The sequence below is a fragment of the Cellulophaga sp. RHA19 genome, from assembly GCF_002813425.1.
Taxonomy (GTDB): domain Bacteria; phylum Bacteroidota; class Bacteroidia; order Flavobacteriales; family Flavobacteriaceae; genus Cellulophaga.
The window spans coordinates 1,653,768-1,680,000 of the sequence record NZ_PHUL01000001.1; the positions used below are offsets into that span (position 1 = coordinate 1,653,768).

Genomic DNA, 26,233 nt, shown 5'->3' on the forward strand with positions numbered 1-26,233 from the left:
ATGAAAAATTATATAAAAACAGGATTTTTATCCTTAATGATAATAACTTCTTTCATATTTGTTGGTTGTTCAGAGGATTATTTAAGTGATCCAGAACCAACAGAAGTTGTTGCGGAAAGCGTTATTTTTGGAACAAGAGAAGGTGTTGAAGCCTTTTTGTCAGGAATAAATAGAAGAGCAAGAGGTCAATTTACCAGAACAGATTCAGGAGGTTTAAATTCAATGTATTTTGCACGAACTGTAAAAGGAAATGATTTAATTCATGCGCGTTCTTGGTTTAGTTTTGATTACGATAATGACAATAGGGAGCCAACGTATACTAGAACTGTATTTAGTTGGGAGTTTCCTTATTACATGATTAATCAACTTAATTCATGTATAAATGGAGTTGAGGCTTCTGCTTTGTCTGAAATAGATAAAACAGAGTTAATTGGTCAAGCAAAAGCGTTAAGAGGTTTTTATTACTTTCAGTTAGCTTTGGAGTTTCAAGAAGGATATACTGCTTCGAATAGAGATTTGCCTGCACCTCCAATTTATACAGAACTTTCATTAGAGGGTAAGCCAATGGGTACATTGGGTGAACTTTATGACTTTATAGTTGATGATTTGACTACGGCTGTTTCCACTTTGCCAAAAGATAGGTTAGGAAAGTCTTACATGAATGTAGATGTAGCTAATGGTATACTAGCAAGAGTTTACTTAACTATGGGGAACTGGAAAGGTGCTGAAGATGCTGCAAATGCTGCTTATGGTGGTGATGTAGCTTCTGTGTTAGATTCTAAAAGTTATGGTAATGGTTTTGATGACATCAACAATAAAGAATGGATATGGGGATTGCCTCAGACGGGTGATCAAACTAATTATTATTATAATGCACCATCTGCATTTATAGATAATGTTAATGATGCATATAATAATATGTATATTAATGAATTCTTTTCAAATGAATTTACAGCTACAGATGCACGTAACACTTTTGTTGTTGGTACAGCTCCTAATTACACTAAAGTTACTAGTACTAAGTTTATTTTTGCTTTCTCTAGTGATATAGTTATTATGAGAACGGCAGAGATGATTTTGATTGAGGCTGAAGCTAAATTTAGGCAAGGAGATGAAATTGGAGCAAGAGATTTGATGTATGAATTACAAAGTGATAGAGATCCGTTGGCTGTTAAGTCTACTAATACTGGTTCTGCTTTAGAGGAAGAAATTCTTTTAGAAAGAAGAAAAGAATTGTACGGTGAAATAGGTGTTGAATGGTTTGATGCAAAGAGACTGCAAAGAGGAATTGTTAGAACTCCAAACCATAGAATTGTAAAAACCTTGGAACCTAACGATAAAAGATTTTATTTAAAGATTCCACAAGTAGAAATAGATGCTAATGAAAACATAGATGATTCTGTGAATTCAGGTAGATAATCATAGAATAAATATTTTTTATTTAACCGCTATGAGCAATTGCTCATAGCGGTTTTTTCGTTTTATAAAATTAACAATTAAGAGTATCAAATTACTTAAATACTAATTCTAGAGGTTGCTTTATATTCATAATAACTCTTTTTGTTATTGATTTTATGTTTTCAACCTTATATAATTCTCTATACTTTATCAGTTGTTTCTAAGTAATACTTTTCTTAACAATTGACACTCAAAATTAATGAACAGTTGTTTTTGTAAAGTTAACAATTAGGTAGGTATTTACTTATGATGTACACTTTTTGGTTTTTAATTGTTAATTTAATTAACAATTATTGTTTGTTTCTTTAACTTAATTTTAAGATTTTTGTTGAACTAACTCAAAAATTGAAAATAAATGAGAGCAAAAGTAACTTGGATTTTAACACCCTTGTTGGTGTTATTAATGAGTTTCTCTTACGGACAAGAGAAAACAATTACAGGTAATGTTACAGATCAAGATGGTCTTCCATTACCAGGAGTTTCTGTTTTAGTTGTTGGAACAACAACAGGGACCCAATCAGACTTTGATGGTAATTATACTATTAAAGCAAAAGTAGGGCAAACTTTGCGTTACACTTATATTGGTCAAAAAGCAACTGATAGAAAAGTTGGATCAAGTAGCACAATTAACATTCAAATGGAGCAGGATGCTGAGGCATTGGACGAGGTAATTGTTACTGGATTTGGTAATGTTTCTAAAACATCTTTTGCTGGTTCTGCAAAAGTAGTGGCAGGAGAAAACATTTCTCAAAAGTCTTTCACAAACGTATCTCAAGCATTAGCAGGTGAGGCAGCAGGTGTTTCTGTTTTTAATACCAGTGGTCAACCAGGTAGTACTTCTACAGTAAGGATTAGAGGTTTTGGTTCTGTAAATGGTAGTCAAGCTCCGTTATACATCGTAGATGATGCGCCATTTAGAGGTAGTTTAAATGATATCAATCCAAATGATATTAAATCTGTAACTGTTCTTAAAGATGCATCTGCAACATCTTTGTACGGAGCAAGAGGTGCTAATGGTGTAATTGTTATTACAACAAAAAGAGGTTCTGATACTGGTAACGAAATAAGTGTATCTATTAAAACTGGTGCCAATTTTCAAGGTATTGGTAGATACGAGACTATTGATTCTCCAGAAGAGTATATTGGTATTGCTTGGGAAGGTACTTACCAAAGAGGTTTATTGGAAAATAATGGAGATCAAGTAGCAGCAGTAGATTATGCTAATGCAAACTTATTTGAAGGTGCAAATGCAGATGTTTCAGATATTTCTCCAGTATACAATATGTGGAACACTAGTGATAGTGGAGCTATTGGAGTGTCAGAATTAATAGACCCTGCAACAGGTATGGTTAGACCAGGTGTAACTAGAAGGTATTCGCCAGAAGATTGGGAAGATTTTGCTTTTCAAAGTGCAAATAGAATTGAAGGAAATGTTTCTTTAGCTAACACAGGAGAAAACTCTTCAGTGTATACTTCAGTAGGTTTCATAGATGATCAAGGTTATGCAAGTAATACAGATTATCAAAGATTAAATGCTCGTATCTCAGCAACAAATAAGTATAAAGATTTCATAAAAATGAATACATCTTTAAACTATGCGCAGAGTGAGACTAATAACAATGGTACAGGAAGTTCTTCTTCTTCACAGTTTTGGTGGATAGACAACATTCCATCAATTTACCCATTATTCACTAGAGATGCTAATGGAAATAAAATTGACGATCCTATATATGGTGGTTCTCTTTATGACTATGGTTTAGAAGATGGTCGTGGTTTTGGTTTTGCTACAAATGGTGTTGCAGATTCTCAAATTAACATTAGTAGATCTAAAGACAACTCGGTAAACTTTACAAATGACTTAAAAATTACATTGGTAGAAGGTTTAACTTTAGATAACAACTTTTCATATCAATACTTTATGAGTGATGATATAGATTTAAACGAGCCTTTTTATAGTCCTGCTAAAGGTCAAGGTGGGGTAATTAACAGATCTAGATCTGAAGTTAAAAACTATTCATTAAGAACAGGTCTTAGATATAATAAATCTTTTGGAGCAACAAATTTATCTGCTTTCGTATCTCACGTAGCTACATCTTATAAGTTTAACTATTTAGAAGCAGAGCGTTCTAAGTTAGTAACACCTTTTGGAACAGATATTTCTAACGGTGTTGTAAATGCACCTAGTGATGGTTTTACTAGAGATGAAACAACAGAAAGTTATATAGCAAACGCTACTTTAGATTTTTCTAGTAAGTATTTTTTAAACGCTACATTTAACAGAGATGCCTCTTCAAGATTTTTGAATGAAAAATGGGGTAATTTTTATTCTGTTGGTGCAGCATGGGTGTTATCTCAAGAAGATTTTATGTCTGGCTCAAACTTTGTAGATTTCTTAAAAGTAAAGGGTAGCTATGGTGTTCTAGGTAATTCTGGTGTATTAACAGGTACCGCTAACAACTATTATCCAGGGTACAACTTATATTCTGTAAATAATTTAAATGATAACATATCATTAGCTTTTGCTACTAAAGGAAATCCAGACCTTACTTGGGAAAGTTCTAATCAGTTTAATGTTGGTGTAGAGTTTGAGCTTGGTGGTTTTGTAGATGGTTCTGTAGAAGCATATAGTAAATCTACTACAGATATGTTTTTTGATAGAAGAGTTGGTCCTTCTGTAGGCTATGCTTTAATTTCTGTTAATGATGGTGAGATGGTTAATTCAGGTGTAGAATTTGATTTAGATTTTAAATTGGTTCAAAATGATAAATTTAGCCTGTCATTAGGTATTAACGGTTCTACTTTTAAAAATGAATTAAAAGCAATGCCAATAGATCCATCAACAGGTGAACAACAAAAGCTTGATATAAGTGGAAATTACGGTCGTACAGTTGGTCGTTCTTTATATGATTACTATATGCCAGTGTATGCAGGTGTTAATGTAGATACAGGTGCAGCACAATGGGAGCGTAGCTTTAATGATTTAGATGGTGATGGTGTTTTTGGAACAGGTGACGAGATCATAACAAATTTAACATCTTATACTAATGATAATCCTGATGCTAATGTAGTTCAAGATATTACTGAGGTATATTCTGAAGCTGCGGATAAATTTATCAATAAAACTGCTATACCAGATGTAACAGGTTCTTTTAGATTAAATGCTAGATATGGTAACTTTACATTAAGTACTTTGTTTAATTACTCTTTAGGTGGATATGCTTATGATACTGCTTATGCCAACTTAATGGATAACGATTATGCAGGTACAAATAATTTTCACGTAGACATTAGAGATCGTTGGATGCAACCTGGTGATGTTACAGATATTCCAAGGCAAGATGCTAGATTTCAAATACAGCAAAGTGCTACATCTACTAGATTTTTAGTTAAATCTGATTATTTAGCATTAAACAATGTTAGACTAGGGTATACATTACCAAGTGACATTAGTAAGCAAATTGGACTTAAAAACTTAGATTTTTACATAACAGGAGATAATCTTGCATTTTTCTCTAAAAGACAAGGTTTTAACCCATCTACATCTATAACTGGTGGATCTTCAATTTACCGTTACAATCCATTATCAACTGTTGTTTTAGGTGTTAATTTAAAATTATAAAACTATGAAAACTTTAAATAAAATAATATACGCAGCAGGAGCTTTGTTGTTTATGAGCTCGTGTAGTGAAGACTTTTTAGAAGTGTTTCCAACAGAAACGTTGTCTCAAGAGCAAGTGAGTGAAGCTTCAAAAATTAATCCAGATGTTTCTAAGGCTACATTATTGGGTATTTATGAAAACTTATACCGTAGAGGTAGTGGAGGAACAACCAGCCAAGAAGATTTTGGTATTACCACACAGTACATACAGTTAGATATGTTATCTACAGATATGGCTCATTTAGGTAAGAGTTACAATCGTCAAACACAAATTTCAGAATTAACAGCTACTGTAGATCCAGATTCTGATTACAATTATAGACCTTGGAGGTTTCTTTTTAGAGTTGTAAATCTTTCAAACCTGGTTATAGATGGTGCTGGTGGTAATGATGTTGTTCCAGAAACAGAAAATCTTAGGTACACTGTTGGTCAAGCAAAAGCTTTAAGGGGTTATGCATATTTCTTTTTAGCACATGTTTTTGTAAATGATATTTCAAACTTGTCTCAAGAAGCGCTTCCTATTTATACTAGTGCAGAAGACATAGATCAGCCTAAATCTACTTTACAAGAAGTTTTTGATTTAGTTATAAAAGATTTAACAGATGCTGAAACATTATTAGAAGGTTTTGTTAGAGAAGATAAAATTGAAATTAACCAAGATATAGTAAGAGGGTTATTAGCTAAAACATATGGAGCATTAAATAATTGGCCAATGGCTGAAGATTATGCAGAGTTAGTAGTTAACTCTGGTAATTACCCAATAATGACTGCAGATGAAGTAGCTTTATTGCCAGATGAAAGCGGTGCTGTTGGAGGTTTTAATGATATTAACTCTATCCCAGGTGTTATGTGGGGTATTGATATTACACCAACAGGTCAAGGTTTAGCATCTTTATTTTCATGGTGGGGCTTTATGGATGTGTATAGCTATAGCTATGCAGCTGTAGGTAATTCTAAAGGAATGGATGCAGATTTACATGCTAATTTTAGAGATGATGATATAAGATTAAATCAATTTTCTGGAAGTTTACAGCCTTCAGGTAAGTTTTATTATAAAGGAGCAGAGCTTAATGGTTTTGCAGCTTTCTCTGGTCCACAATCTAATATAGATTCAGATTCTCATTATATGAGAATAGCAGAAATGTATTTATTACACGCAGAGGCTGCAGCAGAAAATGGTAACGATGCAGCGGCTAGAACTAGCTTAAAAGCATTACTAGATTTAAGATTAGATGATAGTTCTTATATTGATGGTTTATCTGGTGCTGCATTAGCAGAAGAGGCAGCTTTACAAGCACGTTTGGAATTATTTGCAGAAGGGCAATCTTATTTTATTATGAAAAGAAGACGTGAAACAAGAACAAGAGGATCTAACTGGTTAGATTTATCAGGAGATTCTTTTAATCATGATGATGAGCGTTTAACTTATGAAATTCCACAAGAGGAAATTTTATTTAATCCAAATATTAATACTCAAAATTAATAGTTTTTATATTATTAAAAAAATTTTAACCGCCAAGAGCAATTGCTCTTGGCGGTTAAAATTTTTTTAATAATTTATTGTCTATTTTTATTACTATAGTATTTTAAATAGACAGGGTAATAGCAATTCATTTTATTTAGAAATAAAGTTATTGTTTCAAGTGTTTTTAAAGTTTAACAATTTATTAATCAATGTATGTAGAAAGATGAGATTTGTTATTACAGATAATATTATTAGTGAAGTGTTAATTTTTGATAAATCCTATGTAAAAAACACTCATTTTATATCTTTTATCTATAAAAATATATACTTCTTTAGGTAAAAGGCATTGACTAGTTTTTTTTAACGTTCTCTTAAATTGATTTAACTGATTATTATTTGATATCAAACGTTAATATATAAAATAACATTTCAAAATATTTAAATACACAAACATTAATAATTGCTTGTTTTTCACTTGTTAAAAATCTTCAATAAGCGTGTTTTTTTTGCATTTTAATCTGTTAAATAGTTAAAAAAATAAATATTAACACGTAATATTATTAATTAATAGTAATATTTTAAAATTAACATTTTTTTTAACATTTACTGTTTTCGTTAACACTAATTTTTTGGAATCTTAACTATTTATTAAGAGTTTTGTTGGGTACTAACTCAAAAATTAATAATAAATGAGAACAAAAGTAGCTTGGATTTTAACACCCTTGTTGGTGTTACTTATGAGTTTCTCTTACGGACAAGAGAAAACAATTACCGGTAATGTTACAGACCAAGATGGTTTGCCATTGCCAGGTGTTTCTGTTTTAGTTGTAGGTACAACAACAGGAACTCAAACAGATTTTGATGGTAATTATACTATCAAAGCAAGTGTAGGGCAAGTACTGCGTTACAGTTATGTTGGACAAAAAACAGCTGATAGAAAAGTTGGTTCTTCTAGCACAGTAAATGTTCAATTGGCAGAGGACGCTGAGGCCCTTGAGGAGGTTATTGTATTAGGTTACAGTACTAAATCTGTAGATGAGGTAACCGGTTCTTCTGTACAAGTTAGTTCAGAAGACATTAAAGATGTTCCTGTTCTATCTGTGGATCAAGCTTTACAAGGTAAAGTGGCTGGTTTACAAATATCTACTACTTCTGGTACTCCAGGAGCACAGCAAGATATTAGAATTCGTGGTGTAGGTTCTATTAATGCAAGTAACTCACCATTATATGTTATTGACGGAGTTCCTGTAGTAAGTGAGAATTTCTCAGGTAGTGCTAACAGAACTTCTCTTAGTTCACTTGTATCTCTAAATAGTAAGGATATAGAATCTATGACTGTTTTAAAAGATGCATCAGCAACTGCAGCTTACGGAGCTAGAGGTTCTAATGGTGTAATTGTAATTACAACAAAAAGAGGTAAATCAGGAAAAGCAGTATTTAACTTTTCATCAGTTTTAGGTTTTCAAAACAATGCTTATAATAAAAGAAGCCCTTTAACAGCATCACAAAGAGCTACATTAATTGATGAAGCAACTTTTAATGCTTATGGAGAAGGTTTTGATTTTGAAAGAGATGAAGCTAGAGATTTTGCAGTAGCTAATAATTTAGGAAATATAGCTAATTGGGATGGTAGTGAATATGACTGGCCTGGACTAATGGAAAATAAAGATGCATTAATCCAAGATTATAATTTTTCAGCATCAGGCGGTACTGAAAAAACAAATTATTATGCATCTCTTGGATTTAATGAAACTGAACCTACGGTTATTGGTGATTCTTTCAGAAGAATATCTGGTAAGTTAAGTTTTCAAACTTGGCTTAGAGATAATGTTAAGTTAGATAATTCTATAAATGTATCTAACTCTAGACAAAATCCAGTATTAGAGAATGGGGCTTTCTTTAATAACCCACATTTAACTAGGTATTATATGACTCCTTTTGCTAACCCATACAATGCAGATGGAACTTATAATATAAATAACTTAGGAACTTCTGTATTTAATACATTATATACTAATGAGAATGATGAAGTTTACAATAAGTATACTAGAGCAACTACTAACACTAAATTAGATTGGGAGTTAATTGAAAATTTAACTTTTTCTTCTCGTATAGGTTTAGATTTTTCTTTGTCGGAGTACAAAGCTTATAATAATAGATATCATGGAGATTCTGATGGTGATGTTAATGGTAGTAGTACTGCTTCAGATGAGAAAAACTACAACTGGGTTTCTCAAAATTCATTAAACTATCAGTTTAAATTAGGTTCTAAACATAATTTTGATGTTACAGCTTTATTTGAATATCAAAAAAATAATTATACATATTTATATGCTTACGGTGAAAACTTTTCTACTGATGGTTTAACAAATATTGCAAGTGCAGGATCTAATTTCGATGCTTCTTCATCTTTTACAGACTGGACTAATATTTCTTATTTAGGAATGTTAAATTATAACTTTGATGGTAGGTATATCTTAGATGCAACTTTCAGAAGAGAAGGTTCTTCAAGATTTGCAAATGGTCATAGATATGGTAATTTTGGATCAGTTGGTCTGGGTTGGAATGTTCATAGAGAAGATTTCTTAGAAGGATCTGTTTTTAATGAATTACGTTTAAGAGGTTCATGGGGTATAACAGGTAACTCAGGTATTGCTACAAATACTTACCAAGCATTTTTGGCTTATGATGCAGATTATGCAGGCAATGGTGCTGTTTATCCTAGTCAATTAGGAAATGAGTTTTTATCATGGGAAAATGGAGAAACAGTAGACGCTGGTTTTGATTTTGGAGTATTTGACAATAGATTATCTGGTAGTTTTGCTTATTTTAATAAAAGAACATATGATCTATTACAAGATGTCCCTTTGTCACCTACTACTGGTTTTGCTTCTCAGAATACCAATATAGGAGAAGTGGTAAATAAAGGTATAGAGGCTCAACTTAATTACGATATCTTTAGAAGTGAAGATTTTAATTGGAGTATTTCTGGAAACTTTGCTACTGTAGACAACGAGGTTACTAAATTAGCTTTAGATTCTACAGGAGAAGAGATTAATCCAAGTGCTACTAGTACATATAAAACTACAGAAGTAGGCTTGCCTATTGGAGCTTGGTTTATGCGTACCTGGGCGGGTGTAGATACGGAAACAGGAGAACCTACTTGGTATGTAAATGGAGTAGATGGTGAAGTTACATCTAACTATGCTTCAGCAGCAAGAGTAAACCAAGATGAAGCTAGTGCATTACCAACTTTCTCTGGAGGTTTCTCAACTCATATAGAGTATAAAGGTATTTTTATGGATGCTAGTTTATACTATGCAGGTGGACATAAAGTATATGAGCAATATGCACAACACTATTTTAGAACTAATAGCTTTACTTTAGGTTCTTACAACGGTGTAGAAGAACTTTTAGAAAGATGGCAACAACCAGGTGATGTAACAGATGTCCCTAAATTGGTTTATAATGGAGCAGACAATTTCCATGCTACTTCTTCTAGACACTTATATGATGGAGATTACATTAGATTAAAAGATTTAACCTTTGGTTATAACTTACCAGCTAAGTTTACAGAGGATATTGGTCTAGATGCAATTTCATTTACAGTTAAAGGTACCAACCTTTACACATGGGTTAAGGATGATGGATTAAAATTGGATCCAGAAGTAGGAGCAGCTGGTTACACAGGATTGGTAACTCCTCCAGTAAAATCTGTTGTTTTTGGTGTTAACGTTAAATTTTAATTAGAATGAAAAAAATATTATATACAGCAATGGTGTTTGCCTTGCTAATAGGAAATACTTCTTGTTCTGAGGATCAACTAGATCCTACAGTTGCTCAAGAAAAAGACTTTAATTTAAGTATAAACACGGAAGAAGATTTAGAGGGTATATTGGCAGGTGCTTATAACAGGTTGTCTATTGAAACTTACTACGGTAGAGATTATATAGTCTTCAATGAGGTAAGGAGTGATAATGCATTTTCTAATGCTAATTCTAATAGATTTGTTACCGCTGGACAGTTAGAAATTTTACCTTCAGATGCATATCCTACTGATACTTGGTCACGTATTTATTCTGTTATAGGTTCTGCAAATATTATTATTAATGCAGAAAACATAGAAGGTGATGCAGCTTTTATTAATCAAATGAAAGGTGAAGCTTTAGTTCTTAGGGCTATGGCGCATTTCGATTTGGTTAGATTATTTGGTCAGCAACACGTAACAGGTGGTACTTCACCAGGGGGAGTTCCTTATGTAACTACATTTAGAGACGAAGAAAACTTTTTCCCTGCTAGAAATACTGTTGAAGAAGTTAAGAATTTAGCTTTAGCTGATATTGATGCAGCTTTGGCAATGATGTCTACCAGTTTAGATGGTTCTAAAGAATTCATTACAACAAGTGCTGCAAATGCAATTAAAGCAAGAATAGCTCTTTATTTTGGTGATATGACTACAGCTGCTACAGCAGCGAAGTCAGTTATAGACTCAGAAAAATTTTCTGTGGCTAGTGAAACAGAATTTGCATCAACTTTTTCTGAAGATAATGCTGTTAACTCTATTTTTGAAATAGCTATGTCTCCAACAGATAATAGAGGTATAAATGGATTAGCTAATATATTTTTAGATACATCTTATGGTGATGTTGTAGTATTAGATAATTTCTTAACTATTTTTGATGATGATGATATTAGAATTGGTGAAGATTTTATTGAAGTTGATGGAAAAGGTTTCACCAGAAATATTGGAAAATACCCTTCTAGTACATTTGATGATAATATTAGTATTATTAGATATGAGGAAGTAATTTTGACATATGCAGAAGCTATGTTAACAGTAGATCCTGCGGTCTCATTACAATATTTAAATATGATACCTGCTCAAAGAAATGCTAGTCTTTATACTGAAGCGACTCTTGATAATATATTACTTGAGAGAAGAAAAGAATTAGCTTTTGAAGGTGCTCGTTTTCATGATTTAGTAAGAATAGGGCAAGGTATTCCGTTGTTAGATCCATTACAACAAACACATAAAGGTGTTCCTTACGGGTCATTTAATTTAGCATTTCCTATTCCAAATAGTGAGGCAGATGTTAACTCTAATGTTTCACAGAATAAAGGTTTTTAAAAAGAAAACTTATTTAAAAAACTATATTTTAACCGCCAAGAGCAATTGCTCTTGGCGGTTTTTTTATGCTTAAAATTTACATCTTCTTATTGCTTGTTTTTTTACTCAATTAACTAAATAAAATACAAGTGTACGTGTTAAATTAACGTTGGTTCTTCTTACTTCTTATTTTAATTTTATTTACATTAAACTGCATATCATTATTGATTTAACAAGAAATAAACTCTTTTTGTTTTGATTATTCAATAAAAAGCAACTTTTTTTAAGCTTTATTGTAATTAACAAAGTTTTTGTACGACAAAATTCGGCATAGATACTTTTTAAGTTACTGTTTTTCTTATTTAAAAAGATTTTTTGGGTAGTACTATTTCTTTGTAAGACAATGAATTTACTAAGTATCTATATTTTTTATTAAATAATTTTTAGCTAGCATTCATTATTTGTTTTTCAATTTAAAAGATTAATTAAATGTTAATCTTAGATAATCTGCTTAACAAAAGATTGGGAATTAGTTAAAGCTAACTCAAAACTAAATTAAATGAGAAAAAAAGTAACTTGGATTTTAACTCCCTTATTGGTGATGTTAATGAACTTCTCTTATGCACAAGAGAAAACAATTACAGGTAATGTAACAGACCAAGATGGTTTACCTTTACCTGGGGTTTCTGTACTAGTAGTAGGTACAGCAATTGGGACACAATCTGACTTTGATGGTAATTATACCATAAGTGCAAAAGTAGGTCAGGTTTTGCGTTACAGTTATATTGGTCAAAAAACCACAGATAGAACTGTAGGTGTATCAAGTACAATTAATCTTCAAATGGAAGAAGATGCAGAAGCGTTAGAGGAAGTTGTGGTAACCGCCTATGGTGTTCAAAAAAAGGAATCGCTTACTGGGTCAATTGCAGAAATTAAGTCTGAAGAAATTGCAAAAGTAGCTTCTGGTAATGCAGTAACTGGTTTAACAGGTAAGGTTTCTGGTGTTCAAATTTTTTCAAATTCTGGACAACCTGGTACTGCTCCAACCGTAAGGTTTAGAGGTATTGGTTCTTTAAACGGATCTTCTGCTCCTTTATATGTTGTAGATGGTGTTCCGTATAACGAATCTATAACTTCGTTAAATCCTAATGATATAGAATCAATATCATTTTTAAAGGATGCTGCCGCTGCGGCTTTGTACGGTAATAGAGGTGCAAACGGTGTTATTATTGTAACGACTAAAAAAGGTAAGGCGGGTAAAGTAAGTGTGACTTTAGACGTTAGAACTAGTTTTACTAGCAGAGCAACCAAAGATTATGATGTTTTTGATGATGCTGGTGAGTATTTAGAAGCGTACCACAAAATGTTAAAAAATAATGATATTGTAGAGAATGGTACAGATGTAGCTACAGCAGGGCTTAATGCTTCTACAAATTTATTTGATGGGCCTCAAGGTTTAGTGTATAACCCTTTTGGTGGAGATAGAGCTACGGTTATAGATCCTAATACTGGAAAATTAAGATCGGGCAATCAATTATGGACATCAGATTGGGAAGATGACTTATTTAATGACGGTAGTGGTATACAAACTTTATATGCAAGTATAGCTGGTGGAACAGAAAAAGCAACTTATTTCTTTTCGGTAGGTAATGAAGATAATACTGGTTATAACGTTAATACAGGATTTAAAAGGTTAACACTAAATATGAACCTTAGTTCTCAAGTTAGTGACAACATTAGATTGGGAATGTCTGCAAATTATGCAAACAGAGAGCAAACAGGTACTTTAACTAATAATATTACAGGTAATTTTGCTTGGGTTAGAAATATTGCTCCTATATATCCTGTTTTTGCAGTAGATCATGCAACAGGTGCTACAGTTTTAGATGACAAGGGAAATCCTCTTTGGGATTGGGCAGATGTTACTTCTCCTAATGCTACAGCCGGAAGACCATTTAATGGTTTTTCTAATCCTCATGCATTACAAACTTTAAATGTTAACAAATCTGTTAGAGACAATTTAACATCTAGAGCATTTGCAGAGATCAAATTTTTAAAAGACTTTACATTCACGTATAATTTTGGTTTAGATTTAGCTTTTTATAATACTACTAATTATACAAATAAAATTGTTGGTAGTTCTGCTTCTTCAGATGTCAATGGTAGGTTGTCAGAGCAATTTGGTAGAGGAACAACATACACAAACCAGCAACTATTAGGTTGGAAAAAAACAATTGCAGATGATCATCATTTGGATATTTTGTTAGGACATGAAAACTCAGATTATAATTTTAAGTTTTTAGACGCTAATAAAAAAAATCAATTTATTTCTAATGATATTTCTGCTAGTCTTTTTGCAGAAAATGACGGTGCTGGTAATGTAACTGGCGGACCAACAGAATATTTGTTAGAAGGTTTTTTTGCTAGAATGTTGTATGATTTTGATAATAAATACTACATAAATGGTAGTTTCCGTAGAGATGGCTCTTCTGTTTTTTCTGAAGATAACAGATGGGGTAACTTTTGGGGTGCTGGTGTTGCTTGGAGAATATCTAAAGAATCTTTTATGGATAATGTAGATTGGATTTCTGAGTTAAAATTAAAGTCTAGTATAGGTCAACAGGGTAATGACTATGTGGGTTATCCAGATAATACAGCTGTTAGAAATTATGCTCCTTATTTAGATCAGTGGGATGTTACTACAGATGGTGAAGAGTTTAACTTAAGTAAAACTGTTTTAGGTAACAAAGATTTAAAATGGGAAACATCTACCAACTTTAATGCTGGTTTTGAGTTAAATATGTTTGATAATAGACTAAGAATAGAATCAGAATATTTTCAACGTAAAATAACAGATCTAATTTTTAATAGACCATTACCAAATTCATCTGGCTTACCGTCTATCCCAGAAAATGTTATGGATATGCAAAACGTAGGTGTAGAGGCTAGTATTGCTTATGATATAATTAGAAGCAAAAATTTAAATTGGACTGTAGATCTTAATGCTACTCATTATAAAAATGAAATTACAAAATTAGCTCCAGGAAGAGATTTTATAGATCCAGGTACAGTGTACAGGTGGGAAAAAGGTAGTAGTGCTTTTGATTATTATATTAGAGATTTTGTTGGCGTAAACCCTACAAATGGTAACGCAATATGGTATACATCTAGTGAGTTTGAGGCAGATGGTACAACGCCTATAATTAATAACCAAACTGAAGATTATTCAGTAGCATCAGAAACTAATTTAGGAAAATCTGCTTTGCCAGATGTTAATGGTGGTTTTACATCGTCACTTACATATAAAAATTTAGATTTTAGCTTTGCGCTTTCTTACCAGTTTGGAGGGTATGCTTTTGACGCTATTTATAATGATGCTTTTGGTGGCGGAATTGGAGAAAATCTTAGTAGAGATTTTTATAAGACTTGGACGCATGATAATACTACGGCTAGTTTACCTAGAGTTATAGATGGTTCTAGAAATTATAATACATCAGATTTACTTTTAGAAAAATCAGATTTTATTAGCCTTAACGATGTTTCTATTGGTTATACTTTACCTAATGATGTTGTAGAAAAAATAGGTTTATCTAAAGTTAGAATATATGGTTTGGGTAATAACTTGGCCTTATGGACAGCTTCTGGTAGAGATGGTTTTGATCCAAGAGCAAGTGTTACTGGTGGTAACAACTCTGTTAGGTATGCAACGTTAAAGACGTTTTCATTAGGTTTAAATGTTAATTTTTAAAAGTATTAAAATGAAAAAAATAGTATTAATAACTGCAGTTTTAGCTGTTATGGTTAGTTGTAGTAAAGATCAGTTAGAGTCTGATTTAGAAAACATAGTTACAGATGCTACTATATCTGAATTAGCAGAAGAATCTCCAGAGGCATTATTGTCTACAGCTAGTTCTTTTGATGCAGGAACAATAAATAACATGCGTACTTTTGATGTAGCTGGTACAGGAGGTGATCATAACGATTACGGTCAAAAATCTATTGATGTTATGATGGATATTATGTCTAACGATATGATAGATTCTAACAACGGTTGGTGGTATGACGATTTGTATAAGTACATTGGTAGAACACAAGAGTCTGGTACAGAAACTAATTTAATCTGGGACTATTACTACGAGATTATAAAAGGAGCTAACCAAACAATTACATTAATTGGTGGTTTAGATGAGTCTGTTTTAACAGAAGATTTATCTTATGTTTTATCTAGATCTAAGGTTGTTAGAGGTTTGGCATATTTACAGTTGATACAAATTTACCAAAAAGGGCAACCTGCATTGTCTGATGCTGGTGTACCTATAATAGATCCAACAGCTGATTTAATTAATGGACCAGGTTTTGGAAGATTAACGGTTGGTGATGTCTATGGTCAAATTGAAACAGATTTAAAAGAAGGTTATGATGGGTTAGAAGGCTTTTCTAGACCAGATAAAACAGTTATTAACCAGAATATTGCTGCAGGTTATTTAGCAAGATTTTATTTGTTATCTAAAGATTATAATAAGGCAGTTCAGTTTGCAGAAATTGCAAAGTCTGAAGGAGCTTTAGCTGCAGATCAATTGTTAGATGGTTTTCAATTTATTTCTAATACAGAATGGTTATGGGGTGCAGATATTAATGGTGATACATCATCTTTATTTGCTTCTTTCTTTTCGCAGATGCAATCTTATTCTCCTGTACAAAAAGCGGCTGGTGGTGTAACTCCAGGATACACGGGGCAATTAGGACATCATAGAACAGTAGATGTTAGGTTGTACAATGCAGTATCATCTACAGATATTCGTAGCAATTGGTTTGGTCCAGATAATGGTCAAATAGATCAGCCAAAAGAGGGTCAAATCTATAATTATAAATTTTATGATGATACTTTTTTTGAAGCAGATTATGTTTATATGAGAGTTTCAGAAATGTACTTAATTATTGCAGAGGCTAAAGCAGCTGCGGGAGATGATTCTGGTGCGGCTCAAGAATTATTTAATTTAATTTCTACAAGAGACCCAGAATATACATTATCTACAAATTCTGGTTCTAGTTTAATGGATGAAATTAGGTTACACAGGCGTATAGAATTATGGGGAGAAGGTTTTGGTTTGTTAGATATGAAGAGATGGAATGTAGGTCTTGTGCGTGATTTTGAAGGAACAACACACCCTAACAACCCAGCATCTTTTTATAATATTCCTGCTGGGGATGCAAGGTTTACTTTTCAGATTCCAGAAACTGAAATTAATTTAAATGATGCAATTACTCCTGCAGATCAAAATCAATAATTTAAAACAAGCATAGTTAATTGTTTTAAATAAAAAATAGTCCAAATATTGTTTTGTATTAGGACTTTTAATTTGAATTAGTCAATAAAAAAAGCTCTTAGATTTTTATCTAAGAGCTTTTTCATTATAAAAACTAAAAATTAGTTATTCAACTTTAAATTCAAACACTTCAGAGGACGATGTGTTGTCTTGACTATCTTTTGTTATTACTTTCCAATAATAAACTGTATTAGCAGTAACTGTTGCGTCTAAAGTTGTTTCTGTTGTAACTCCAATGCTGGTAGTTGGGGTGTTATTTGTTCCAAATAATATTTCATAATCAACTATATCATCATCTACATCTTCACCAGACCATTTTAAAGATACTGTAGTTGTTGTTGCAATAGTTGCGCCTCTATTAGGGCTTATAACATCAGCAGGAAAAGGAGCGTAGTTTTCCGTTCCAACTCCTTGGTTATAAAACTTCCAAGTTGCACTTGTAGCTGTTTCTGTTGTACCATTAGCTTTAGATACAATAAACCATTCATAAGGTGTTCCTCTATCAATAGTTATAGCATCAGAAGTAGTGGTGACTGTTTTAGACGAGCTATTACCGGTAGCTAGGTTTTTAATGTTAATTTCATAACTATCTGTATCGGCAGCAGCACTCCAGCTAAATTCAACAGAGCTACGAGTATCGCTTATAATAGCACCTTCATTACACTCGGTGTTGTTTTCAGGAAAAACAAGAGTGGTTGCTTTAGGTGTTGTAATTGGGTCTGGTTCTGTGCCTCCATCATCACTACCGCCGCCACAAGAGGCTAAAAGTAAGGAGCTAATGCAAGTAATTTTATATATTGTTTTCATTTATTTTCTAATTATTTTATAAGTAAGTATTGTTTGGTCAGTTTTTATATTTAACACATATATACCTCTTGCAAGAGAATCTACACTAAATTTTATAGCGCCATTATTAGTTTTATGATCTTTTTTATAAACCTTAGTGCCGCTAATTGTAAATAAAGAAATTTCTACTTGCTCAATATTTGGTTTATTTAACTCTATGGTTAAATCACCTCCAGACACAGGGTTTGGGTAAATAAATATATCTGAGCTAGAAATAATTCGTTCTTCGTATATACCTTGGCAATCTTTGTTAGTCTTAATACTAATTTTGTTTTCTATTTTATCTAAAGGCAATGTTATGTTGCTTTTAGTAGTGCTGTATGTTTTATCGTTAATATTGATGTTATAAACACTGCCGCCAGTTAAATTAAAAGTTACCTTATTTGATATAGAATTTACTGCAGTAGAAACACCTAAAGGTTCTGGTTCTAATATTGAAACTGAAAAACAATTTTCATATCCTGTTTGCCCTTCAACAGTAATACAAACAGTATAAGTGCCTAGTGATAGGTTATTAAAAGAAGCTGCATTAGTAAAAGATTTAGTTTCATTTATGTTCCCAGTTATAGTTGCTGTATAATTAAGTTGTGTTTCAGCAGTAATATCAATAGATCCATTGTTGCTAGATATACAGCTTTCTGCAATTGTTTTTATTCTAAAGTTAGAAGATGGTAAAGAAAATACTTCACATCCATTTACATTTACAACTGTATCTATTGGTGTATTAGGGCAAAGGTCTACACTATCTATAACGCCATCATTATCATTGTCATTATCACAAACATCGCCAATATTATCATTGTCTGCATCTGCCTGGTCTGGATTTGCAATTAAATTACAATTATCGTCTACATCTAGAATTCCATCATTATCATCATCAGTATCGCAAACATCACCTATGCCATCACCATCTGTATCTAGCTGGTCTGCATTTGCAATAGTTGGACAGTTATCATCTACATCTAAAATACCATCGTTGTCATCGTCATCGTCATCTGTTTCTCCGTCTAAAATAAAATCATCAATAACTACACCTTCTTGACTAACTCCTGGGTCAGAATGAAAAACAATTCTAAAAATTATATTTTCTTCAATACTTAAATTAACTTCTCCTAAAGCTGCATTAGCATTAAAATCGTAACTATATTCTGTAAAAGTAGTATTAGTACCTGTCCATTGTTTACCAGGACAATTTTGACAATCATCAGCAACTCCAGATAAAGCATTTGTTCTGTCGCTATTGTACCAGTTAGGCTGGCTATTGATATTACCTAGTACTTTCCACTCTTCACCTTGGTCTGTAGAGTATTCAACATAAACAATATCCCAGTTTTCTTCTAGGTCATAAGCCATTTTAAACTTTAATACTGGATTTGCTATTGTAGCTATGTTATAACAGTTACTAACTAAAAATGCTTTAGTGTTATTTGGATGTTCGCCATCTAAATTTGTTGCATATACATCTGTTCCAGAACTAGCGGTATTTAATAGCGTTCCTGTAGGTGTACCTTTTTCCCATAATGAAAGATCGCTAGACTCGTTAAAACTGATTAAAGCTTCCTCATTACTATCAAATGTGTTTAAAATACTTCCGTTACCTTCTTTATTAATATATATAGTTTTATTTTTTGAATTGTTTGTATTAAAAGTGTCATCAGTAACTGTGGCGGTAACCTGTAATGAGGTTTTGCCAAAACCTGAAGAAGCAATACTTGGTAGGTCTATAGTTGTAGATTCATCAAAATTTAAAGTACCCGTCCAAATAAAATTTTTATCGGTATTGTTTAACCCATAACTAAAAGTTACCTCTGTTATGGTGTTTGTTCCAATGTTTTTTATAGTTGCTGTTGGTGTAATGTCTCCGCAAATAATAGCGTTTACATTTGGAGTTATAGAAGTTAAACTAACGTCATTTTCAGGATCTTTTGTTGGTATAGGGGATTGCCAAACACCTCTTCCGTAAGTGGCCGCTGTAATAATGTTATCTAAGCTGTTAATATCTATGTCTCCAATTGCAACGTTGGGTAGGTTTGTATCATATTCTTCCCATTCTGTAAGTGTATCATCTAACCTGTATATACCTAAACTAGTACCAATAAAAATAGGATTGTCTTGGTGTAACCCTTGATGAGCAATACTAAAATAAGCTTGGTCTGTTGGTAGGTTTAGAGTAATATTCTCTGATGTAGCATCTGTGCCGTCGTTAGTAATTTTGTATACACCACGATTAAATGGTTGGCTAGCTAATTCTATACCCACTCTATTAGATGTTGTTGCGTAAAGTATAGAGCTGTCTGAGTTGTTAATTGCTAAATCAGATATAGCACCTGGTAAAGTTATGTAACTTGAGAAGTTGATGCCATTGTCATCACTTTTATAAATAACATTGTTGTTTACAGCATAAAGAATATCCGGATTTAAAGGATCTGCTTCTAAATCTTCAATTTTACCAAAGCCTGCCGAAGTGCTTACTTTTACCCAACTAGTACCTTCTAATTTATAAATTGCATCAAAGCCAGCAAAAACTTCACCTCTGCTGTTAATTGTAATTGGGGTAATCCAATTTCCTTCAATATCTTTAGTTTCTCCATTAGTTGTAGTTTGTGGAGGTCCAATTTGCGCTATATTTTCTCCTGAGTTAGAAGATATATTTAAAGATCCGCCAAATTGAGTAAAACCGTATATTAAATTGTTGTTATTTGGGTCAATAGCATTGTCCATACCATCACCTCCATGGTAATTATTCCATTGGTTGTTATTAAATACATTGCCGCCATTATCTTGTAATCCGCCAATCATTTTAGACGAGTCATCTTTAGCAACAGATATTCTGTAAAACTGACTTATAGACATTCCGTTTGTTACATCTGTAAATGTTGTTGCACTGTTTTCAGATACATATAGTCCGCCATCACTACCACAAAAAAGTTTGCTTCCAAACATTTTAAGGGTATGTATATCTGCATGCGTATATGAGCTATTATTGGAACTCCAATTATTTCGCCTGCTAAAACTATTTCCTCCATTGGTGCTTCTCCATATATTTAAACAGCCTGTAAATAAAGTGTTTTCATCTGTAGGAGATACTTCTAAAGCTAAATCAAACCAAGCTTGTTTAGATTCTAAAATATCTACAGTGTTAGATGTTTTTGTAAATACAGTTCCGCTATCTGTAGATTTGTAAAATCCTTGAAAAGAATAATCAGTATTGGCACTTAAAACATATACAAGGCCCTCATTTGCAGGTGTAACACCTAAAACTAGTCTTCCAGAGCTAGTAGGTAAATTGCTGGTTACTTGTGCAAAAGTGTTTCCGCCATCGGTAGATTTGTAAAAATTATTAAAATCAACAGCATAAATAGTATTGCTTTCTCCAGGTTTAAGCTTAAAGTCAGTAATATTCTCTTCTAATTTATTGGTCCAAGTTGTGCCACCATCTGTAGTTTGGTAAAGTCCGTTGCTAGAGCCAACCCAAACAATATTACTATTTGTAGGGTCTATTGTAATTTCATTTGTAGTAAAAGAATTTCCAGAAGGGGTTGTACTTGGGTTTAAGCCTGTTTCGTTCCAGGTTGTGCCACCATCAGTAGATTTAAAAACACCAATGCTGTATGAGTCTCTGGCATCATCATCACCTGTAGAAATATATATAATATTAGAGTTGTTAGGGTCTACAGCAATACCAGAAACACCAATTTGCAAGAAGTCAGAAAAAAGGTTTGTCCAGCTAGTGCCAGCATTTGTAGATTTCCAAATTCCACCAGCAGGAGCTCCTGCGTACCAAACGTTTTCGTTATTAGGGTCTACTGTTATGGCGTTTATTCTACCATTTCCAGGTAATCTACCAGGAAAAACATTGCTGGTAGATGGCCCTACTGTTGTCCAGCTACTTGTAGGGTTTACTTTGTTTGCAGTATTATTTTTAGCTAACCAAGAGTTGTATATTTCTTTAGCATTAGGTAAGGTTCCATTAGAGTTTTGGTAATAGCTCCAGTAGTTTTGCCACCTCATAAAAGGTTTGTATCCACTACCTTTTTCATTTTTGTTTCTGCTTTCCCAGTAAGTGTCAAAAGAAATTTTTAAATCGTCAATAGACAAATTAGAGTTATTTCCTTTTAATGATGTGCTTGTTTTTCCTTTTTTTAAATTTTTCATCCAAGGTGCTGCTTCATTAAACTGAGCAAAAGCAAAGGAGAAACTTAGTAGAAAAAGTAGGAATAGTTTTTTTGTCATTTTGATTTATTTGGTCTTTGTTATTTTATATGAGTAAACAATTTTAGTTTTCTTTAACATTTTAATATGCTATAAAAAGCTAAATATCCTAATTAATAGTGCTGTCTACAAGCTAATACGTGTTTATTCGTTAAAAGAATCTTAAAATTGAGTAAATCTCTAAACAAAACGCTTGTTAATAATCAGTATATTTTTGTTAGTTGTTCTTTGGTCAGTAAAACGTAACAAAACTTTCACAGATAATTAAATGTAAAAAATTACCTTTGCTTATATTTTTTTATAAATGAGATATATTATACTTGTATTTTTACTTTGGGGAACTGTAGTTTTTGCTCAAGATCCAACTTTGTCTAATAAAGATTTAGGTAAAAAACCTGGTAAAGTTTTAAAAGAGGGAGAAGAGGAAAAGCCTAGTGTAGAGGAGTATAAAATTTTTACAATTAAAAGGGATACTACTTTTTTAGACACAACACTTACAATACAAAAGGAGTATAAATACAACTACCTAAGAAAAGATGGGTTTGAGTTAATGCCATTTGCAAACATTGGTAAGCCAGCTAATGAGTTAGGTTTTGATTTTGATAACGAATCTATGTATCCTGCTTTGAGTACATCAGCATTAAATGCCAATTATTGGAGTGTTAATGAAATTAAATATTATAATGTTCCTACGCCTTTAACAGAGTTAATGTTTAAAACTACAATGGCTCAAGGTCAATTGTTAGACGCTATGTTAACTTTTAATATGTCGCCTCAGTTAAATATATCATTAGGTTACAAAGGCTTTAGGTCTTTAGGTAAGTACAATTATGATCAAGCTTCTTCAGGTAATTTTACCTTTACATCTAATTATACCTCTAAAAATAATAGATATTTATTGTTAGCACATATAGCGGCACAAGATGCAACGTATCAAGAAAATGGAGGACTAATAGACGGTGAAACTCAATTTGAAACTGGAGATGATGAATTTACTAGTAGAGATAGGTTAGATGTAGCTTTTATAGATGCGGAAAGTGTTGTTTTAGGAAAAAGATATTTTTTAGATCATCAGTACAAGTTGATTAAAAAAGCAGAAGACTCAACAACCAGTTCTATTGCTACGTCTATAGCAGTAGGACACCAGTTTAGTTATGAAACTAAATTTTCAAAATTTAATCAAGATGATCAGTACGATTATTTTGGAGATTCATTTCTAAAAGAAACTAATGATAAGGCTCATTTACAAACCACATACAATCAGTTAAACGCAACATTTTCTAATAGATTACTGGGGAAACTAAAAGGTTATGTAGGTCTTTATAATTACAATTATTTTTTTAAGAGTCTGCTTATCACCCCAACGGGTACTATAAGTAATCAATTAAAAGGTACAGAAGTTTCTTTAGGAGCTGCTTATAGTAAACAAATAGGGGAGTTTAACTTAAAAGGAGATGCGGCGTATAATATTTCTGGTGATTTAGGAGGTAGTTTAATTAATGCAGAAGCTACCTATATATATAAGGATAAACATCGTTTTACCGCAACCCTGCATAACGAGTCTAAAATGCCCGATTTTAATTTTCTGCTCTACCAAAGTAATTACCAAAACTACAACTGGCAAAATACCTCAAACTTTGATAAGCAAAATATAAACAGTTTGGCTTTTAAGTATAGTTCCAAGGCATATGGTACATTGTCTGCAAAATACACCAATATAGATAAGTATACTTATTTTAAATCTACGGCCACACAAGAACAGATAGATGCTGGTCGGGAAAATGCATATATTAAACCTTTTCAAGAGAGTGCATCTGTTGGTTATTTAAAATTAAAATATGGAAAAGAGTTTAAATTTGGTCGTTGGGCTTTAGATAATACAGTAATGTATCAAAATGTAACCCAGTCCAATTCCGTTTTAAATGTGCCAGACTTTGTAACCAGAAACACACTTTATTTCTCTAAAGATGTATTTAAGGGGGCAATGTTTTTACAAACAGGAGTTACGTTTAAGTATTTTACTGCTTATAATATGAATGCCTACAATCCTGCTTTAGGGGAATTTTACATTCAAGATCAAGAAAAGTTAGGTGCATATCCTATGTTAGACTTCTTTATAAATGGAAAAGTAAAGCAAACAAGAATCTATTTAAAGGCAGAACACTTTAACTCGTCCTTTACGGGCTACGATTTTTATTCGGCTCCAAATTACCCTTATCGTGACTTTGTTATACGTTTTGGGTTGGTGTGGAACTTCTTTTCTTAATCTAATATTAGAATAACTCCCATTTATTACCCATTATACAAATAATTCTATAGGTTGATAATCGCCATTCAATAGTTAAAGTAATAGAGTTTAAGAGCGGTTAAAACTCGTGGGCAGATATTTTTTAAAAAAGCATCAAAAAAGAATAGGTTTTAAACGTCTGAAAAATAGCGCAGTAAAGCTTGTTTTAAAAATACTTTTAAAAAAGATGTAAAAAAGACTTGTGGTGTTAGAAAAGCTGCCTATATTTGCACCCGCTAACGGAAAAACATACGTCATTAAAGTTAGCAAAGTTCATTGAGAAAAGCGTAAAATTAGTTTAAAAATAAGGTTAAGAAATAAGTTAAAAAAAAGCTTGTTTGGTAACAATTAAAAGAACTACTTTTGCAGTCCGAATTTGACAAGGTTGTTAAGCGGAAATAACCAGTAAAATAATTTAATTTTTTATTTTGTCAGTTTAAAAAAACGTTTTACATTTGCAACCGCTTTCAGAGAGGGCAAAACGATAAGAAATTTTGGAATGATTTGTTTTGAGAATCAGCTAGTTCGAGTCTAGTATTTCTACAAGAATTAAAAGTTCATTTGACATATTGAAGAGACAGCAAAATAATACTACTTGTAGTGTTATTGAATTAAAAAAGAGAATGAGTTTAGTTGAAGACGATTTTAGGTTGTTAAGAATATTTACAAAACAACGATGAAGAGTTTGATCCTGGCTCAGGATGAACGCTAGCGGCAGGCTTAACACATGCAAGTCGAGGGGTAACAGGGGAGCTTGCTTCTGCTGACGACCGGCGCACGGGTGCGTAACGCGTATACAATCTGCCTTACACTAAGGGATAGCCCAGAGAAATTTGGATTAATACCTTATAGTTTATTAAGATGGCATCATTTTAATAATAAAGATTACGGTGTAAGATGAGTATGCGTACCATTAGTTTGTTGGTAAGGTAACGGCTTACCAAGACTACGATGGTTAGGGGCCCTGAGAGGGGGATCCCCCACACTGGTACTGAGACACGGACCAGACTCCTACGGGAGGCAGCAGTGAGGAATATTGGACAATGGAGGAGACTCTGATCCAGCCATGCCGCGTGCAGGAAGACGGTCCTATGGATTGTAAACTGCTTTTATACAGGAAGAATAAGGACTACGTGTAGTCTGGTGACGGTACTGTAAGAATAAGGACCGGCTAACTCCGTGCCAGCAGCCGCGGTAATACGGAGGGTCCGAGCGTTATCCGGAATTATTGGGTTTAAAGGGTCCGTAGGCGGGCCATTAAGTCAGGGGTGAAAGTTTGCAGCTCAACTGTAGAATTGCCTTTGATACTGATGGTCTTGAATTATTGTGAAGTGGTTAGAATATGTAGTGTAGCGGTGAAATGCATAGATATTACATAGAATACCGATTGCGAAGGCAGATCACTAACAATATATTGACGCTGATGGACGAAAGCGTGGGTAGCGAACAGGATTAGATACCCTGGTAGTCCACGCCGTAAACGATGGATACTAGCTGTGTGGTTTTCGGACTGCGCGGCCAAGCGAAAGTGATAAGTATCCCACCTGGGGAGTACGTTCGCAAGAATGAAACTCAAAGGAATTGACGGGGGCCCGCACAAGCGGTGGAGCATGTGGTTTAATTCGATGATACGCGAGGAACCTTACCAGGGCTTAAATGTAGATTGACAGGTTTAGAGATAGACTTTCCTTCGGGCAATTTACAAGGTGCTGCATGGTTGTCGTCAGCTCGTGCCGTGAGGTGTCAGGTTAAGTCCTATAACGAGCGCAACCCCTGTTGTTAGTTACCAGCACATTATGGTGGGGACTCTAGCAAGACTGCCGGTGCAAACCGTGAGGAAGGTGGGGATGACGTCAAATCATCACGGCCCTTA

General features: G+C 33.1%; 10 protein-coding genes and 1 rRNA gene (1 of these 11 running past the window's edge). 9 read left to right on the top strand and 2 right to left on the bottom strand.

The window, feature by feature from the left end; genetic code table 11:
• From AX016_RS07370 to AX016_RS07400, 7 genes are all read left to right on the top strand, one after another.
• Positions 1-1,419, top strand: a complete 1,419-nt coding sequence (locus tag AX016_RS07370) for a RagB/SusD family nutrient uptake outer membrane protein (protein WP_100895002.1) — start codon at positions 1-3, stop codon at positions 1,417-1,419.
• Positions 1,420-1,813: 394 nt separating this feature from the next.
• Positions 1,814-5,077, top strand: a complete 3,264-nt coding sequence (locus AX016_RS07375) for a SusC/RagA family TonB-linked outer membrane protein (RefSeq protein ID WP_100895003.1) — start codon at positions 1,814-1,816, stop codon at positions 5,075-5,077.
• 4 nt (positions 5,078-5,081) lie between these two features.
• Positions 5,082-6,599: a RagB/SusD family nutrient uptake outer membrane protein gene (locus tag AX016_RS07380; RefSeq protein ID WP_100895004.1), complete on the top strand. Its 1,518-nt coding sequence runs from the start codon at positions 5,082-5,084 to the stop codon at positions 6,597-6,599.
• A gap of 671 nt (positions 6,600-7,270) precedes the next feature.
• Entirely contained in the window at positions 7,271-10,327 is a 3,057-nt protein-coding gene (locus AX016_RS07385) for a SusC/RagA family TonB-linked outer membrane protein (RefSeq protein WP_100895005.1), read from the top strand.
• A gap of 5 nt (positions 10,328-10,332) precedes the next feature.
• The gene (locus tag AX016_RS07390; protein WP_100895006.1) at positions 10,333-11,709 is read left to right on the top strand and encodes a RagB/SusD family nutrient uptake outer membrane protein; all 1,377 of its coding nucleotides are present in this window, start codon (positions 10,333-10,335) and stop codon (positions 11,707-11,709) included.
• 538 nt (positions 11,710-12,247) lie between these two features.
• Positions 12,248-15,436: a SusC/RagA family TonB-linked outer membrane protein gene (locus tag AX016_RS07395; protein ID WP_100895007.1), complete on the top strand. Its 3,189-nt coding sequence runs from the start codon at positions 12,248-12,250 to the stop codon at positions 15,434-15,436.
• 10 nt (positions 15,437-15,446) lie between these two features.
• Positions 15,447-16,976, top strand: a complete 1,530-nt coding sequence (locus tag AX016_RS07400; protein ID WP_198519414.1) for a RagB/SusD family nutrient uptake outer membrane protein — start codon at positions 15,447-15,449, stop codon at positions 16,974-16,976.
• Between the two features lie 144 nt (positions 16,977-17,120).
• Here the strand turns inward: AX016_RS07400 and AX016_RS07405 are convergent, their stop codons facing one another.
• Both AX016_RS07405 and AX016_RS07410 read right to left on the bottom strand, forming a co-directional pair.
• Entirely contained in the window at positions 17,121-17,822 is a 702-nt protein-coding gene (locus AX016_RS07405) for a hypothetical protein (protein WP_100895009.1), read from the bottom strand.
• Positions 17,823-22,094: a thrombospondin type 3 repeat-containing protein gene (locus AX016_RS07410; protein WP_100895010.1), complete on the bottom strand. Its 4,272-nt coding sequence runs from the start codon at positions 22,092-22,094 to the stop codon at positions 17,823-17,825.
• A 283-nt stretch (positions 22,095-22,377) separates the two neighbouring features.
• Between AX016_RS07410 and AX016_RS07415 the strand changes: the two genes are divergently transcribed.
• Both AX016_RS07415 and AX016_RS07420 read left to right on the top strand, forming a co-directional pair.
• Positions 22,378-24,339 carry a putative porin gene (locus AX016_RS07415; RefSeq protein ID WP_100895011.1) on the top strand — a complete coding sequence of 654 codons (1,962 nt, stop codon included), beginning with the start codon at positions 22,378-22,380 and terminating at the stop codon, positions 24,337-24,339.
• A gap of 694 nt (positions 24,340-25,033) precedes the next feature.
• Positions 25,034-26,233 (top strand): 16S ribosomal RNA (locus AX016_RS07420) (it continues 320 nt past the right edge of the window).

What these genes read in the sequence shown, in the direction of transcription:
- AX016_RS07370 (WP_100895002.1), top strand. Translation starts at nt 1, where the DNA reads ATGAAAAATTATATAAAAACAGGATTTTTATCCTTAATGATAATAACT.
- AX016_RS07375 (WP_100895003.1), top strand. Translation starts at nt 1,814, where the DNA reads ATGAGAGCAAAAGTAACTTGGATTTTAACACCCTTGTTGGTGTTATTA.
- AX016_RS07380 (WP_100895004.1), top strand. Translation starts at nt 5,082, where the DNA reads ATGAAAACTTTAAATAAAATAATATACGCAGCAGGAGCTTTGTTGTTT.
- AX016_RS07385 (WP_100895005.1), top strand. Translation starts at nt 7,271, where the DNA reads ATGAGAACAAAAGTAGCTTGGATTTTAACACCCTTGTTGGTGTTACTT.
- AX016_RS07390 (WP_100895006.1), top strand. Translation starts at nt 10,333, where the DNA reads ATGAAAAAAATATTATATACAGCAATGGTGTTTGCCTTGCTAATAGGA.
- AX016_RS07395 (WP_100895007.1), top strand. Translation starts at nt 12,248, where the DNA reads ATGAGAAAAAAAGTAACTTGGATTTTAACTCCCTTATTGGTGATGTTA.
- AX016_RS07400 (WP_198519414.1), top strand. Translation starts at nt 15,447, where the DNA reads ATGAAAAAAATAGTATTAATAACTGCAGTTTTAGCTGTTATGGTTAGT.
- AX016_RS07405 (WP_100895009.1), bottom strand. Translation starts at nt 17,822, where the DNA reads ATGAAAACAATATATAAAATTACTTGCATTAGCTCCTTACTTTTAGCC.
- AX016_RS07410 (WP_100895010.1), bottom strand. Translation starts at nt 22,094, where the DNA reads ATGACAAAAAAACTATTCCTACTTTTTCTACTAAGTTTCTCCTTTGCT.
- AX016_RS07415 (WP_100895011.1), top strand. Translation starts at nt 22,378, where the DNA reads ATGAGATATATTATACTTGTATTTTTACTTTGGGGAACTGTAGTTTTT.